The sequence below is a fragment of the Rhodoferax sp. LS1P39 genome (assembly GCF_056521425.1).
In genome coordinates this window covers 19,427-33,812 of sequence record NZ_JBWMAV010000022.1, presented here as the reverse complement: position 1 = coordinate 33,812, position 14,386 = coordinate 19,427, and the positions used below count along the sequence as shown (strand labels likewise).

Here is a 14,386-nt window from a genome sequence, read left to right as displayed (position 1 = left end):
ATGAGTGGTTTGTAGCGTGGACGACGGGCCCAAGACTGATCAGGCGAGTTAGCTTTCAAGCTGGTTCAACTGATGCAAGTTGGGAAAACATAGACATGATCCAAACTGAATCCCGGTTAGATGTTGCCGACAATACTGGCGCGAAATCCGTTCTCTGCATCAAGGTGCTGGGCGGGTCCAAGCGTCGCTATGCTAGCGTTGGCGACATCATCAAAGTGAGCATCAAAGAAGCCGCTCCACGTGGTCGCGTCAAAAAAGGCGAGATCTACAGTGCAGTGGTGGTGCGCACGGCCAAAGGCATCCGTCGTGCAGACGGTTCGCTGGTCAAATTCGACGGCAACGCAGCAGTGTTGCTCAACGCAAAGCTGGAGCCCATCGGCACCCGCATCTTTGGACCCGTGACGCGCGAATTGCGTACCGAAAAGTTCATGAAGATCGTGTCCCTGGCTCCTGAAGTTCTGTAAGGACGCACCATGAACAAAATTCGCAAAGGCGACCAAGTCGTTGTGCTCACCGGGCGCGACAAGGGTAAGCGCGGCACCGTGGCGCTGCGCAAAGATGACTCTTACCTGTTGGTCGATGGCATCAACATGGTGAAGAAGCACGCTAAACCCAACCCCATGAAGGGCGAGGCAGGCGGCATCATCGAAAAGAATATGCCCATTCACCAGTCCAACGTAGCCATCTTCAATGCGGCTACCGGCAAGGCTGATCGTGTTGGAATCAAGTTGCTGGCAGATGGCAAGCGCACCCGCGTTTACAAGTCTAGCGGCGAAGAAATCAAGGTTGCATGAGCATGGCACGTCTACAACAACTCTATCGCGACAAAGTTGCTCCCGAGCTGATGGCCAAGTTTGGCTACACCTCGCCGATGCAGGTTCCTCGTTTCACCAAGATCACCTTGAACATGGGTGTGAGCGAAGCGGTATCCGACAAAAAGGTCATGGATAACGCAGTTGCCGATCTGACCAAGATTGCCGGTCAGCGTCCCGTCGTGACCAAGGTCAAGAAGGCTATCGCCGGTTTCAAGATCCGCGAAGGCCAGGCCATTGGTTGCATGGTGACTTTGCGCGGCGTGCAGATGTTTGAGTTCCTGGACCGATTCGTTACCGTGGCTCTGCCCCGTGTACGTGACTTCCGCGGTATCTCTGGTCGCGCTTTCGATGGCCGTGGTAACTACAACATCGGCGTGAAAGAGCAGATCATTTTCCCTGAAATCGAGTACGACAAGGTCGATGCCTTGCGCGGTCTCAATATCAGCATCACGACAACGGCCAAGAATGACGAAGAGTGCAAGGCACTGCTCGCCGGGTTCCGTTTTCCGTTCAAGAACTGAGGTGACGTGTGGCTAAACAAGCTCTGATTCAGCGTGAACTCAAGCGTGACCAATTGGTTGCCAAGTACGCAGCAAAACACGCAGAGTTGAAAGCAATTTCGACCGATGCCAAGAAGACCGACGACGAGCGTGCTGCGGCCCGCTTGGCTTTGCAAAAGCTTCCACGCAATGCAAACCCGACGCGCCAACGTAACCGTTGCGCCATCACGGGTCGTCCTCGTGGAACATTCCGTCAGTTTGGCTTGGCTCGCGCAAAAATTCGCGAACTGGCTTTTGCTGGCGACATCCCCGGTATGGTCAAGGCCAGCTGGTAAGTAAGGCAGGAGAACCTAAACATGAGTATGAGTGATCCCATCGCCGACTTGCTGACACGCATCCGCAACGCGCAAATGGTGGCCAAAACGACTGTATCGATTCCTTCATCCAAAGTGAAGGTCGCGATTGCCCAAGTCTTGAAAGACGAAGGCTACATTGACGGCTTCCAGGTGAAAACCGAAGCTGGCAAAAGCGAACTCGAAATTACCTTGAAATACTACGCCGGTCGCCCTGTGATCGAACGTATTGAACGCGTTAGCCGTCCCGGCCTGCGTGTTTACAAAGGCCACGGCGCCATTCCACAAGTCATGAACGGCTTGGGTGTGGCAATTGTTACCACTCCGCAAGGCGTGATGACGGACCGCAAAGCCCGCGCAACCGGTATCGGTGGCGAAGTCTTGTGCTACGTCGCTTAAGCAGGAGAACTAGCAAATGTCTCGCGTAGGAAAAATGCCTGTTGCTATCCCCGCTGGTGTGGATGTGGCAATCAAGGACGACCAAATCAATGTCAAGGGCACCGGCGGTTCGCTGTCGCTGACCCAAAATGCGCTGGTTACCGTGACCAATGACGCTGGCAAACTCACGTTTGTCCCCGCCAACGAGTCCCGTGAAGCCAATGCCATGTCAGGCACCATGCGTCAGCTGGTGAACAACATGGTTGTCGGTGTGACCAAGGGTTTCGAGAAGAAGCTGAGCCTGGTTGGCGTGGGCTACAAAGCCGCCGCCCAAGGTGCCAAGCTGAATCTGGCCGTGGGTTACTCCCACCCCGTCAATATCGATATGCCTGCTGGCATCACTGTGGCCACCCCCACCCCGACAGAAATTCTGATCAAGGGTGCGGACCGTCAACGTGTGGGCCAAGTGGCTGCTGAGATTCGTGCGATCCGTCCTCCCGAGCCTTACAAGGGCAAGGGCATCCGTTATTCGGATGAGAAGATCACGATCAAAGAAACCAAGAAGAAATAAGGAGCCGCAACATGTTGACCAAAAAAGAACAGCGTCTCCGCCGTGCGCGTCAAACCCGCATCCGTATTGCAACCCAAGGCGTTGCACGCCTGACGGTGAACCGTACCAACTTGCACATCTACGCCAGCGTTATTTCTGGCGACGGTGCCAAGATTCTGGCCAGCGCATCGACCGCCGAAGCGGCTGTGCGCAAAGAGCTGGGCGGCACTGGCAAAGGTGGCAACACCACCGCAGCACAAGCCATTGGCAAGCTGATTGCTGAAAAAGCAAAAGCCGCCGGCGTTGAAAAAGTAGCGTTTGATCGCTCAGGTTTTGCGTACCACGGACGCGTCAAGGCGCTTGCCGATGCTGCCCGCGAAGCTGGCTTGCAGTTCTAAGCAGATCGGAATAAATCATGGCTAAAGTTCAAGGAAAAATGCAGGGTAAGGCTGAAGGGCCTGAAGACGGCCTGCGTGAAAAGATGATCGCGGTCAACCGCGTTACCAAGGTGGTCAAGGGTGGCCGTATTCTTGGTTTCGCAGCTTTGACCGTGGTGGGTGACGGCGAAGGTCGCGTTGGCATGGGCAAGGGCAAGTCGAAAGAAGTGCCTGCTGCCGTGCAAAAAGCGATGGAAGAAGCCCGCCGCAACATGGTCAAGGTCACGCTGAAAAACGGTTCCGTTTTCCACAAAGTGACTGGCCAACATGGCGCAGCTAACGTGATGATGGCTCCGGCACCCAAGGGTACCGGCATCATTGCAGGCGGCCCTATGCGCGCAGTGTTTGAAGTGATGGGTATCACTGACATCGTGGCCAAGAGCCACGGTTCGTCGAACCCTTACAACATGGTGCGTGCCACCTTGGATGCATTGCGTAATTCGACCACTCCTTCGGACATTGCTGCCAAGCGCGGCAAGAACGTCGAAGAAATCTTCGTCTGAGCAAGGTTATCCAAATGACAACGCAACAAACACTCAAAGTGACGCTGGTTCGCAGCCCGATTGGTACCAAAGAATCGCACCGTGCAACCGTTCGTGGCTTGGGTCTGCGCAAGATTCGCAGCGTAAGCGAACTGCAAGACACGCCCGAAGTCCGCGGCATGATCAACAAGATCAGTTATCTGGTCAAAATCATCTAAGGATTGACGATGGAACTCAATGGCATTAAGCCCGCAGCGGGTGCAAAGCACGCCAAGCGTCGCGTTGGTCGCGGCATTGGCTCTGGCCTGGGCAAGACCTCTGGCCGCGGCCACAAGGGTCAAAAGTCCCGTGCTGGTGGTTACCACAAGGTCGGCTTTGAAGGCGGTCAAATGCCTATGCAACGCCGTTTGCCTAAGCGTGGTTTCAAGTCGCATTTGCTGAAGTACAACGCTGAAGTCACTCTGGAAGCGCTGGAAAAGCTGGGCCTGTCTGAAGTAGACGGTTTGGCACTGAAGCAAGCAGGTCTGATCGCTGAGATGGCTAAAGTCATCAAGGTCATCAAGACCGGCGAACTGACCAAGGCGATCAAGTTCACTGGTATTGGTGCTACGGCAGCAGCCAAGGCGGCTATTGAAGCCGCCGGTGGCAGCCTGGCTTAAGTTTTTGTTGAAGGAAACGTTCGGTGGCAACTAGCGCTCAAATCGCAAAGACGGGTAAGTTCGGCGACTTGCGTCGTCGCTTGGTGTTTTTGCTGCTCGCGCTGGTTGTCTATCGTGTCGGTGCACATATTCCTGTGCCCGGCATCGATGCAACGCAACTGCAGCAGCTTTTCAAAGGCCAGCAAGGCGGCATATTGAGCTTATTCAATATGTTCTCTGGTGGTGCCTTGTCCCGGTTTACGGTTTTCGCTTTGGGCATCATGCCTTACATCTCCGCCTCCATCATCATGCAATTGATGGGCTACGTGGTGCCGATGTTTGAGCAGATGAAGAAAGAAGGCGAAGCTGGTCGTCGCAAGATTACCCAGTACACCCGTTATGGCACTTTGGGTCTGGCCCTGTTCCAGTCGCTGGTGATTGCTACGGGTCTGGAAAGCTCTCCGGGTCTGGTGTTGTCGCCAGGTTTTGGTTTCCGGATGACTGCTGTGGTGAGTTTGACTGCTGGAACCATGTTTCTGATGTGGTTGGGTGAGCAAATTACAGAACGTGGTTTGGGTAATGGAATTTCCATCCTGATCTTCGCGGGTATCGCAGCTGGTTTGCCTGGTTCTATTGGCGGTTTGCTAGAGTTGGTGCGCACAGGTGCGATGAGCATCATTGCCTCCATCTTTATTGTTGCAGTGGTTGCCTTGGTCACTTACTTTGTCGTGTTCGTTGAACGCGGTCAAAGAAAGATTTTGGTGAATTACGCACGGCGACAGGTAGGCAACAAGGTGTATGGCGGACAGTCTTCGCACTTGCCTTTGAAGCTCAATATGGCTGGTGTGATTCCTCCGATCTTTGCTTCATCAATTATTTTGTTGCCTGCAACAGTCGTGAATTGGTTCAGTGCTTCTGAGTCATTGCGCTGGTTGAAAGACGTCGCAGGTATGCTGAGTCCAGGACAGCCGGTGTATGTGCTGTTCTATGCCAGCGCCATTGTGTTCTTCTGCTTTTTCTACACGGCACTGGTATTCAACAGCCGCGAAACAGCAGACAACCTGAAGAAAAGCGGTGCGTTTATTCCTGGCATTCGCCCGGGTGAGCAAACTGCTCGCTATATCGACAAGATATTGCTGAGGTTGACTTTGGCGGGTGCGGTTTACATCACCTTTGTGTGTTTGGTTCCGGAAATATTGGTCTTGAAATACAACGTGCCATTTAATTTTGGTGGAACGTCACTGCTCATTATTGTGGTTGTGACTATGGATTTCATGGCCCAGGTTCAAAACTACATGATGTCTCAACAATACGAGTCATTGCTGAAAAAGGCTAACTTCAAGTCTTCTGCCAACGCTTAGTTGGCAAGTTAAAAGTTGGTCATGGGTTCTGGTGTTTTGTTCCAGAGAATTCAATCGCACGGTATTCAGAGTTTTAGGAGAATTAAATGAGAGTTTCAGCTTCGGTTAAGAAAATTTGCCGTAACTGCAAAGTCATCCGGCGCAAGGGCGTGGTTCGTGTGATCTGTACAGATCCACGCCACAAACAGCGTCAAGGTTGATAGAAAAGTTTTAGAGGACGCACATGGCACGTATCGCTGGTATTAACATTCCGCCGCAAAAGCATTCCGAAATCGGCTTAACCGCTATTTTCGGCATCGGTCGCACCCGCGCTCGCAAGATTTGCGAAGCTTGCGACATTGCATATTCCAAGAAGGTCAAAGACTTGACCGATGCTGATCTGGAAAAGATCCGCGACCAAATCGCTCTCTTCACCATTGAAGGCGATTTGCGTAGAGAAACCACGATGAACATCAAGCGATTGATGGACATCGGCTGCTACCGTGGTTTCCGCCACCGTCGTGGTCTGCCCATGCGTGGCCAGCGTACGCGTACCAACGCACGCACCCGCAAGGGACCGCGCAAGGCTGCGGCTTCATTGAAGAAATAAAGGGATTGAGAAATCACTATGGCTAAAGCTCAACAAAGCAACGCATCGCAGCGCGTACGTAAGAAAGTTCGCAAGAACGTGTCTGACGGTGTCGCACACGTGCACGCATCATTTAACAATACAATCATCACGATCACTGATCGTCAAGGCAATGCGTTGTCTTGGGCTTCTTCCGGTGGCCAGGGCTTCAAGGGTTCGCGTAAATCGACTCCATTTGCTGCCCAGGTTGCTTCCGAAGTGGCTGGTCGTGCCGCCATTGAACAAGGTATCAAGAATCTTGATGTCGAAATCAAAGGCCCGGGTCCTGGCCGCGAATCTTCGGTTCGCGCTCTGGGTGCACTCGGTATCCGCATTACCTCGATTGCAGATGTGACGCCCGTTCCACACAACGGTTGCCGCCCTCAAAAGCGCCGTCGCATCTAATCTCACCGGAATTCATTTCGGTCCGGTTTTCATAAGCCCACCGCCATCTGCATTGCGCAGATGGCTCCCACGTTTCTGCGTGGAAGATAATTTTTAAGGACGCTCAAGTGGCACGCTATCTCGGTCCCAAGGCCAAACTCTCCCGCCGTGAAGGCACTGATCTTTTCCTGAAGAGCGCTCGCCGCTCGATCAGCGACAAGGCCAAATTCGACTCCAAGCCAGGTCAGCACGGCCGCACTTCCGGTGCCCGTACTTCTGACTTCGGTTTGCAGCTGCGCGAAAAGCAAAAAGTAAAGCGCATGTACGGTGTGTTGGAACGTCAGTTCCGCCGCTATTTCGAAGAAGCCGATCGCCGCAAGGGCAACACCGGTGCCAATCTGCTGTTCCTGCTGGAATCGCGTTTGGACAACGTTGTCTACCGCATGGGCTTTGGTTCCACGCGCGCTGAAGCACGCCAGTTGGTGTCGCACAAGGCGATGACCGTGAACGGCCAGTGCGTGAATATCCCTTCGTACATGGTCAAGACCGGTGACGTAGTGGCTGTTCGTGACAAGTCGAAAAAGCAGAACCGTATTGTTGAAGCACTGCAATTGGCGCAACAAGTGGGCTTGCCAGCTTGGGTCGAGGTCAGCATCGAGAAGACCGAAGGTATTTTCAAGAAAGTACCTGACCGCGATGAATTCGCTTCTGATGTCAATGAATCCCTGATCGTTGAGTTGTATTCGCGTTAATTCCGCATTTGTCGTTTGATTTTGTTCCTAGGCTGCGGGGCACTGCGGTCTAGAACCAACACTTGCCTTACCGGTGTAACGAGCTGGGGGTACTGAGAGGAAGCATGCATGCAAACTAATTTGCTGAAACCCAAAGCCATCAACGTTGAACAACTGGGTCACAACCGTGCGAAAGTTGCGTTGGAGCCGTTTGAACGCGGTTACGGGCACACATTGGGTAATGCACTACGCCGTGTACTGTTGTCGTCCATGGTGGGTTATTCGGCAACCGAAGTGACCATTGCAGGCGTGCTGCATGAGTACTCTTCGATTGACGGTGTTCAAGAAGATGTTGTAAACATTTTGTTGAACCTCAAAGGCGTTGTTTTCAAGCTGCACAACCGTGATGAAGTCACCTTGAGCCTGCGCAAAGACGGCGACGGCGTTGTCACAGCGGCAGACATCCAGACTCCGCACGATGTTGAAATCATCAACCCAGACCACGTGATTGCGCATTTGTCGCAAGGCGGCAAGCTGGACATGCAAATCAAGGTCGAAAAGGGCCGTGGCTACGTTCCAGGCAGCATGCGCCGCTATGCGGACGAGCAAACCAAGTCGATCGGCCGTATTGTGCTGGACGCTTCGTTTTCGCCCGTCAAGCGCGTGAGCTACACCGTCGAAAGCGCTCGCGTTGAGCAGCGTACCGACCTGGACAAGCTGGTGGTGGAGATCGAAACCAATGGTGCGATCTCGGCAGAAGATGCCGTGCGCGCATCGGCTAAAATACTGGTTGAACAGCTCGCAGTATTTGCGCAGCTGGAAGGCAGCGAATTGGCCGGCGTGTTTGAACAACCCGCACCGCGTGGCAACACGCAGTTTGACCCGATTCTGTTGCGTCCTGTGGATGAGCTGGAATTGACGGTTCGCTCTGCGAACTGCCTGAAGGCTGAGAACATTTATTACATCGGTGATCTGATCCAGCGCACCGAAAATGAATTGCTCAAGACCCCTAATCTGGGTCGCAAATCGCTGAATGAAATCAAGGAAGTCCTCGCTTCGCGCGGTTTGACCTTGGGTATGAAGCTTGAAAGCTGGCCACCGGCTGGCTTGGACAAGCGTTAATTGGAAATTTGGCCAGTACAGCATTTTGGTGCTGCGCTGGGCTTTAAAAATGTCCTGCAAAGGACTCGTGCAACGCGCAGTACCTGATCCGGCTGTGCGTCAAAATAATTGAAAGGAATGCACCATGCGCCACGGACACGGACTTCGTAAACTTAACCGCACCAGCTCGCACCGCCTTGCTATGTTGCGCAACATGATGAACTCGCTGATCGAGCACGAGGCCATCAAGACCACTTTGCCCAAGGCCAAGGAATTGCGCCGCGTGATCGAGCCCATGATCACTTTGGCCAAAGAAGCAACGGTTGCTAACCGCCGTTTGGCTTTTGACCGTCTGCGTGACCGCGACAGCGTGACCAAGTTGTTCAACGACTTGGGCCCCCATTTCAAAGCCCGTCCAGGCGGCTATACCCGCATTTTGAAGATGGGTTTCCGCGTGGGTGACAATGCGCCTATGGCATTTGTTGAACTGGTTGACCGTGCTGATGTAAAAGAAGCTGTAGAAATATCTGCAGACCAAGCATAAGCTGCTATAATAGAAACATACCGCGCGATGGAGCAGCCTGGTAGCTCGTTGGGCTCATAACCCAAAGGTCGTAGGTTCAAATCCTACTCGCGCAACCAATCAGTAGTACTTCGGTGCTACGAATTAAAAAACCCACCTTGTGTGGGTTTTTTAATTTGTGCCATTCTCTAAAAAAGCCCCAGCAACGACTGGGGCTTTTTACTTGGTGCTTTGTGTAGGGGTTTCTTCGTCCGTCGCTGGGTTGCGTAGCGCTAGCTTGCCGCTACGGGCCACCGAGGCCTACTCGGCCTGTTTGCCGGTACGGTCCTGTTTGGCCTGTTCCAGCGAGTCTTCTGTGCTGGCCAGGTCCATGCCGTACATGTCGGCAAATTGCGCCAAGGTCTGGCCGCTGCTTTCAAAGGCTTTCAGCAGGGCTTCGCGCTTTGCTGCTGCGGCGCCATCTTCGGTGTAGGCGTGGTCCAGCAGGGCGTTCCAGGCTTCCAGTGGGGGCTTGACCTGCTCTGCATACGCGCCGCGGCTCAATCCAGAGGCTTCGAAGGCATTGCGCAAACGTCGGCGCAGCTTGGCCTGTGCCGCAGGGCTATTGCCTGCGCGGTCGCGGCGGGCGACTTCCATGATGGCCTGGTGCACATGCTCGGGCGCCAGGGGCTCTACAGGCAGGCCTTGCAGATCGTGGCGGTGCACGCCCGTGGCGACCTGCTCCAGGTAACGGGTGGACCGGGTATGTTGCCCCAGGGCTTCGCGCAAAGCCTTGGCTTCCAGCAGATCGGGGTGACTTGCCACCAGTTCGTGAAAGATGCCGAGTTTCAGTGGCAAAGCCTGTGCGCCAAACACCTTGGGGTATAGGTCGTACAGCGTGTGCAGCAAGGGGTGCACTTCGCGGCCTGGAGAGGCACGCTGCGGTCTGGGCTTGCGTGCTTGGGAGGGGCGGGCTTTCGGTGCGGGGGGAGTGGTCACGGTAATGGGGGTCTGCGGTAGGGAACAGGCGCAAAGAGTGCGCGAACAGGCTGTATTTTCATCGAAAACGAAAGTGCTTTAAGTTTGGAGCCTTGCGCCACCAACCGAGGTTTGTAGCTTGGCAGCAACGCCAAAGTCTCTGTGACGCGTAAGTGTCTGCATCCTGTACGGGTTTACGCGGTAGGGCTGCGACAATCGGCCCTCCAAAAATTTGAAAGTGCCCATGGCTAAGAAAGCTCCCGCGGTTGTCGCCACCCCTCCTGAAGCAGCGCGTACCAAACCTTTGCAGATCCCCGATACCGGGTTTAAAACCATCTGGCAAGTGGTGGGCGCACCGCCCGTAGCGGCGAAGACCAAGAGCGAGAAGTCGGCCAGTTCGGCTTAAATTCGGCCTAATCGATATCCGTAGCCGGGGGCGCGTCCAGCGCCACCTCCACCCGGCAGTCGTAAAAGGTGGGGGCCCGGCCCAGGTCGGTCAATTGCTGGCTGGTGAGCTGGTTCACATTGCTGCCATCCAGCCCCAGTTTGCGCCACCACACCCCCAACCCATTCACCACGCCCACCCGGGCCCGGGCTGATACCTTGGCCTTGCAGCGGTACGTGCCGCGCTGGTTGAAGACACGCACCACAGCACCGCTGGTGATGCCCCGTGGCAGGGCATCGTCGGCGTGGATTTCCAGCAGCGGCTCGCCTTCGATCTGGCGCAGGCTGGTGACGTTGACAAAGCTGGAGTTCAAGAAATTGCGCGCGGGCGGTGAAATCATCGCCAGCGGAAACTCTGTGGATGTCCCTGCCGCCTCGTAGTTGGGCAGATATTCCGGCAAGCCATCCAGGCCCTGTGCCGCCAATATCTCGCTGAAAAACTCGCACTTGCCCGATGGGGTGGGAAACTGCCCGTGGGCAAACGGCGCGTCGGGCAGCGGAATCGTCGCAAAGCCGTGCTCCAGCAATACGGCAAAGTCCACCTGGTCGCCATACGCGGTGCTGCACAGCGCCTCGTCGCTCTCGCCCAGGCACGGGTCGGTCAAACCCATGTGGGCGGCCAGCTCCCGGAAGATCTGGGTATTGGTTTTGGACTGGCCCAATGGCGCAATCGCAGGGCGGTTCAGCAGGGCATCGGTGTGGCCGTAGCCGCTGTGCACGTCCCAGTGCTCCAGCTGCGTGGTGGCGGGCAGGATGTAGTCGGCATAGTCGGCGGTATCGGTCTGGAAATGCTCCAGTACCACGGTGAACAGGTCCTCACGGGCAAAGCCCTGCACCACTTTGCCCGAATCAGGGGCCACGGCGACCGGGTTGCTGTTGTAGACCACCAGCGCCTCGATCGGTGCTGCGGAGTCCAGCAAGGCATCGCCAATGGTGCTCATGTTGATGGTGCGGGGCCTGCGTCCGGCCAGCAAATCGGGCCGCTGCAAGGCCGCGCGCTGCACCGGAAACTGGCCCGAGCTGCTCATCAGCACGCCGCCTGCGCGGTGCCTCCATGCGCCTATCAGCGCGGGCAGGCTGACCACGGCGCGGGTGGCATTGCCGCCGCCGCGGGTGCGCTGCATGCCGTAGTTCAGGCGGATGGCGGCGGGTTGGCCGTTCACAAAGCATTGGCCGTAGTCGCGCGCCAGCGCGGTGATCTGCTCCACCGGCACGCCACACACTTCGGCGGCGCGCTCGGGCGGCCACTGCAGGGCGCGTTTGCGCAGCGCGGGCCAGCCCACGGTGTGCTCGGCCAGGTAGGCGTGGTCCAGCCAGTCGTGGGTGATGAGCTGATGCATCAGCGCAAACGCCAGCGCGGCGTCGGTACCGGGGCGCAGGGCGATGTGTTCGTGGCACTTTTCGGCGGTTTCGCTCTTGCGCGGGTCGATGCACACCAGCCGTGCGCCGTCGCGTTTGGCCTGCTGCACGTAGCGCCAGAAATGCAGATTGCTGCCGATCGAGTTGCTGCCCCAGATCAGAATCAATTTCGACTCGGCAAAAAACTGTACCTGCATGCCCACTTTGCCGCCCAGCGTGTGGATCAGGCCTTCGGCGCCTGCCGACGCGCAGATCGTGCGGTCCAGCAGCGACGCGCCCAATGTGTGGAAAAAGCGTGCGGCGATACTTTCGCCCTGTACCAGCCCCATGGTGCCCGCATAGCTGTACGGCAGGATGGCCTCTGGGTTGCGGGCGGCAATGCTGCCTAGCTGTGCGGCAATGTCGCCCAGCGCCACGTCCCAGCCCACGGGCGTGTACTGGCCCGAGCCCTTGGGGCCGCTGCGCTTGAGCGGCTGCAGGATGCGTTCCGGGTGGTAGGTGCGCTCGGTGTAGCGCGAGACCTTGGTGCACAGCACGCCGTCGGTGTGCGGGTGGGCCGGATTGCCCTGCACCTTGATGGCGATGCCGTCTTGCACCGTGGTCAGCAGCGAACAGGTGTCGGGGCAGTCGTGCGGGCAGGCACCACGTACTGTGTGGGTGGGGTTATTCATCCGATGGGGGCCTTCTGACAGAATGGTCGGATGATAAATCCAGGAGCCGCGCCATGCCCGTGATCGACCAATTGCTGGAGCAAGCCCCCGGCATTGCCGCGCTGCGCCGCGAGCTACACGCCCACCCCGAGCTGAGCTTCCAGGAGGTGCTGACCGCCGACCTGGTGGCGCGCCAGCTCACCGAATGGGGCATTCCCATCCACCGCGGCCTGGCGGGCACCGGCGTGGTGGGCATTTTGCAAAACGGCAACTCCCCGCGTGCCATCGGCCTGCGCGCCGACATGGATGCGCTGCCGCTGCAAGAGTTCAACACCTTCGCCCACGCCAGCCAGCACCCCGGCAAGATGCACGCCTGCGGGCACGACGGCCACACCGCCATGCTGCTGGCGGCAGCGCAGTACCTGGCCGAACACCGCGACTTCGACGGCACGGTCTACCTGATCTTCCAGCCTGCCGAAGAGGGCGGCGGCGGGGCCCGTGAGATGGTGCAGGAAGGCCTGTTCACCCGCTTCCCCATGGACGCGGTGTTTGGCATGCACAACTGGCCGGGCATGGCGGTGGGCCAGTTTGCCCTCAGCCCCGGCCCGGTGATGGCCTCCAGCAGCGAATTCAAGATCACCATCCACGGCAAGGGCAGCCACGCCGCCATGCCCAATATGGGCATCGACCCCGTGCCCATCGCCGCCCAGATGGTGCTGGCCTTCCAGACCATCATCAGCCGCAACAAAAAGCCCATTGATGCCGGTGTGGTGTCGGTCACCATGGTGCACGGCGGCTCGGCCACCAACATCGTGCCCGACAGCGTGGAGCTGCAGGGCACGGTGCGCACCTTCACGCTGGAGGTGCTGGACCTGATCGAAGCCCGCATGCGCCAGATTGCCGACAGCCTGTGCGAAGCCTTCGGGGCCCGCTGTGACTTTGAATTTGCCCGCAACTACCCGCCCACCATCAACCACGCCGCCGAGGCCGCGTTCGCCCGCCAGGTGATGGCCGATATCGTCGGCCCTGCCAACGTGATCACCCAGGAGCCCACCATGGGCGCGGAAGACTTTGCCTACATGCTGCTGGCCAAGCCCGGGGCCTACTGCTTCATTGCCAACGGCGACGGCGACCACCGCGCCCTGGGACACGGCGCAGGCCCCTGCACGCTGCACAACCCCAGCTACGACTTCAATGACGACCTGATCCCGCTGGGCGCCACCTACTGGGTGCGGTTAGCCGAGGCTTGGCTTAAGCCGCTTTAAGCGATTGCTATTGAATTAAGAGCTGCTTGCGCCGATGGAGTAAGCGCTAGAGGCCTAAAAAGCTTGAAAAGCTAATTTACGAACCGGCCTGCCGCCATGGCCAGCAAGCCGTCAAAAATCAGGTTGTCCACCAGCTCGCACGGCACCGACATGCTGGGGGCCATCTTCCAGCCTGCGCCGCCGGTCATGTAGCAGGCGGGTTCGGCTTTGCAGTGCTGGCGCACGTGCTGCACCATGCGCTCCACGGCCCCGGCGATGGCGTAGGTGCCGCCGCTGGTCAGCGCGTCGCTGGTGTTGGTGGGAAACACGCGCACCTCGCCGGTGGGCACGTGCAGGCCTGCGGTGCCGGACTCCAGCGCCCGCAGCATGATGCCGTGGCCGGGCAGGATCAGCCCGCCCAGGAAGCGCCCATAGGTGTCCACCGCCTCCACCGTCACCGCCGTGCCCACCATCACCACCACCATGGGCCGCTCGGGGCCCTGGGCCAGCATGCGGTGGCGCGCGCCCACCATGGCGACCCAGCGGTCGGCACCCAGGCGGGTGGGGTGGTCGTAGCCGTTGGTCAAACCGGCCTCGGCGGCGCTGGACACCACCCACTGGGGGTGCACGTCCCACAGCTCCAGTTGCTCCAGCACACGGCGTTTGATGGCATCCCCGGCCACGATGCAGCCCAGTATGGAACTGGGCGCGGCCAAGTTGGCCCAGGGGCCGTCGGCCAGCTTGTCGATGTTTTCCAGAAACTCGGCACCGTGGGCCAGCAGCGTGGCCCCCGGGCGGGGTGTGTCGTATAGCGACCACTTGAGACGGGTGTTGCCAATGTCGATGGCGAGAAAACTCATCCTGCGTCTCCG

At 57.5% G+C, this 14,386-nt stretch carries 22 protein-coding genes and 1 tRNA gene; 20 read left to right on the top strand and 3 right to left on the bottom strand.

Annotated features, from left to right (window positions below; translation table 11 throughout):
• Positions 1-95: 95 nt before the first annotated feature.
• From rplN to AC097O_RS23310, 18 genes are all read left to right on the top strand, one after another.
• Complete coding sequence (gene rplN, locus AC097O_RS23395) at positions 96-464, top strand: 50S ribosomal protein L14 (RefSeq protein ID WP_315192381.1); 369 nt, start codon at positions 96-98, stop codon at positions 462-464.
• Between the two features lie 9 nt (positions 465-473).
• The gene (gene rplX, locus AC097O_RS23390) at positions 474-794 is read left to right on the top strand and encodes a 50S ribosomal protein L24 (protein WP_295959393.1); all 321 of its coding nucleotides are present in this window, start codon (positions 474-476) and stop codon (positions 792-794) included.
• Between the two features lie 2 nt (positions 795-796).
• Positions 797-1,336, top strand: coding sequence for a 50S ribosomal protein L5 (gene rplE / locus AC097O_RS23385; RefSeq protein WP_479595336.1), 540 nt, complete (start codon positions 797-799; stop codon positions 1,334-1,336).
• Positions 1,337-1,344: 8 nt separating this feature from the next.
• Positions 1,345-1,650 (top strand): 30S ribosomal protein S14, encoded by a 306-nt coding sequence (gene rpsN / locus AC097O_RS23380; RefSeq protein WP_295959399.1) that lies wholly within the window; start codon positions 1,345-1,347, stop codon positions 1,648-1,650.
• A gap of 21 nt (positions 1,651-1,671) precedes the next feature.
• A complete protein-coding gene (rpsH, locus tag AC097O_RS23375; RefSeq protein WP_295959402.1) occupies positions 1,672-2,067 on the top strand; it encodes a 30S ribosomal protein S8 in 396 nt (131 codons plus the stop codon).
• Positions 2,068-2,083: 16 nt separating this feature from the next.
• A complete protein-coding gene (gene rplF, locus AC097O_RS23370; RefSeq protein ID WP_315191933.1) occupies positions 2,084-2,617 on the top strand; it encodes a 50S ribosomal protein L6 in 534 nt (177 codons plus the stop codon).
• Between the two features lie 11 nt (positions 2,618-2,628).
• Entirely contained in the window at positions 2,629-2,994 is a 366-nt protein-coding gene (rplR, locus tag AC097O_RS23365; protein WP_479595335.1) for a 50S ribosomal protein L18, read from the top strand.
• A gap of 17 nt (positions 2,995-3,011) precedes the next feature.
• Positions 3,012-3,536, top strand: a complete 525-nt coding sequence (gene rpsE, locus AC097O_RS23360) for a 30S ribosomal protein S5 (protein ID WP_092757617.1) — start codon at positions 3,012-3,014, stop codon at positions 3,534-3,536.
• Between the two features lie 14 nt (positions 3,537-3,550).
• On the top strand, positions 3,551-3,733 hold the full coding sequence (rpmD, locus tag AC097O_RS23355; protein WP_092757618.1) for a 50S ribosomal protein L30: 183 nt from the start codon (positions 3,551-3,553) through the stop codon (positions 3,731-3,733).
• Between the two features lie 9 nt (positions 3,734-3,742).
• Entirely contained in the window at positions 3,743-4,174 is a 432-nt protein-coding gene (rplO, locus tag AC097O_RS23350; protein ID WP_315191937.1) for a 50S ribosomal protein L15, read from the top strand.
• A gap of 23 nt (positions 4,175-4,197) precedes the next feature.
• Positions 4,198-5,514, top strand: coding sequence for a preprotein translocase subunit SecY (secY, locus tag AC097O_RS23345; protein WP_315208895.1), 1,317 nt, complete (start codon positions 4,198-4,200; stop codon positions 5,512-5,514).
• An 86-nt stretch (positions 5,515-5,600) separates the two neighbouring features.
• A complete protein-coding gene (rpmJ, locus tag AC097O_RS23340; RefSeq protein ID WP_028820150.1) occupies positions 5,601-5,714 on the top strand; it encodes a 50S ribosomal protein L36 in 114 nt (37 codons plus the stop codon).
• A gap of 23 nt (positions 5,715-5,737) precedes the next feature.
• Positions 5,738-6,103: a 30S ribosomal protein S13 gene (rpsM, locus tag AC097O_RS23335; protein ID WP_295959417.1), complete on the top strand. Its 366-nt coding sequence runs from the start codon at positions 5,738-5,740 to the stop codon at positions 6,101-6,103.
• Between the two features lie 18 nt (positions 6,104-6,121).
• Complete coding sequence (rpsK, locus tag AC097O_RS23330; protein ID WP_092757621.1) at positions 6,122-6,526, top strand: 30S ribosomal protein S11; 405 nt, start codon at positions 6,122-6,124, stop codon at positions 6,524-6,526.
• Positions 6,527-6,633: 107 nt separating this feature from the next.
• The gene (gene rpsD / locus AC097O_RS23325) at positions 6,634-7,257 is read left to right on the top strand and encodes a 30S ribosomal protein S4 (protein WP_295959421.1); all 624 of its coding nucleotides are present in this window, start codon (positions 6,634-6,636) and stop codon (positions 7,255-7,257) included.
• Between the two features lie 108 nt (positions 7,258-7,365).
• Positions 7,366-8,358 carry a DNA-directed RNA polymerase subunit alpha gene (locus AC097O_RS23320; RefSeq protein WP_295959425.1) on the top strand — a complete coding sequence of 331 codons (993 nt, stop codon included), beginning with the start codon at positions 7,366-7,368 and terminating at the stop codon, positions 8,356-8,358.
• Between the two features lie 124 nt (positions 8,359-8,482).
• On the top strand, positions 8,483-8,881 hold the full coding sequence (gene rplQ, locus AC097O_RS23315) for a 50S ribosomal protein L17 (RefSeq protein ID WP_315191949.1): 399 nt from the start codon (positions 8,483-8,485) through the stop codon (positions 8,879-8,881).
• A 21-nt stretch (positions 8,882-8,902) separates the two neighbouring features.
• A tRNA-Met gene (locus AC097O_RS23310) sits at positions 8,903-8,979 on the top strand.
• Positions 8,980-9,160: 181 nt separating this feature from the next.
• On the opposite strand, the gene AC097O_RS23305 is transcribed toward AC097O_RS23310, so the two are convergent.
• Positions 9,161-9,838, bottom strand: coding sequence for a ProQ/FINO family protein (locus tag AC097O_RS23305; protein WP_479595334.1), 678 nt, complete (start codon positions 9,836-9,838; stop codon positions 9,161-9,163).
• Between the two features lie 223 nt (positions 9,839-10,061).
• Between AC097O_RS23305 and AC097O_RS23300 the strand changes: the two genes are divergently transcribed.
• Complete coding sequence (locus AC097O_RS23300) at positions 10,062-10,223, top strand: hypothetical protein (RefSeq protein WP_479595333.1); 162 nt, start codon at positions 10,062-10,064, stop codon at positions 10,221-10,223.
• A 7-nt stretch (positions 10,224-10,230) separates the two neighbouring features.
• On the opposite strand, the gene AC097O_RS23295 is transcribed toward AC097O_RS23300, so the two are convergent.
• Positions 10,231-12,291 carry a molybdopterin-containing oxidoreductase family protein gene (locus AC097O_RS23295; protein WP_479595332.1) on the bottom strand — a complete coding sequence of 687 codons (2,061 nt, stop codon included), beginning with the start codon at positions 12,289-12,291 and terminating at the stop codon, positions 10,231-10,233.
• A gap of 53 nt (positions 12,292-12,344) precedes the next feature.
• Here AC097O_RS23295 and AC097O_RS23290 point away from each other — a divergent pair, with 53 nt between their 5' ends.
• Positions 12,345-13,535: a M20 aminoacylase family protein gene (locus AC097O_RS23290; protein ID WP_479595331.1), complete on the top strand. Its 1,191-nt coding sequence runs from the start codon at positions 12,345-12,347 to the stop codon at positions 13,533-13,535.
• A gap of 71 nt (positions 13,536-13,606) precedes the next feature.
• Here AC097O_RS23290 and AC097O_RS23285 read toward each other — a convergent pair whose 3' ends face one another.
• The gene (locus AC097O_RS23285) at positions 13,607-14,374 is read right to left on the bottom strand and encodes a type III pantothenate kinase (RefSeq protein ID WP_479595330.1); all 768 of its coding nucleotides are present in this window, start codon (positions 14,372-14,374) and stop codon (positions 13,607-13,609) included.
• Between the last annotated feature and the right edge of the window lie 12 nt (positions 14,375-14,386).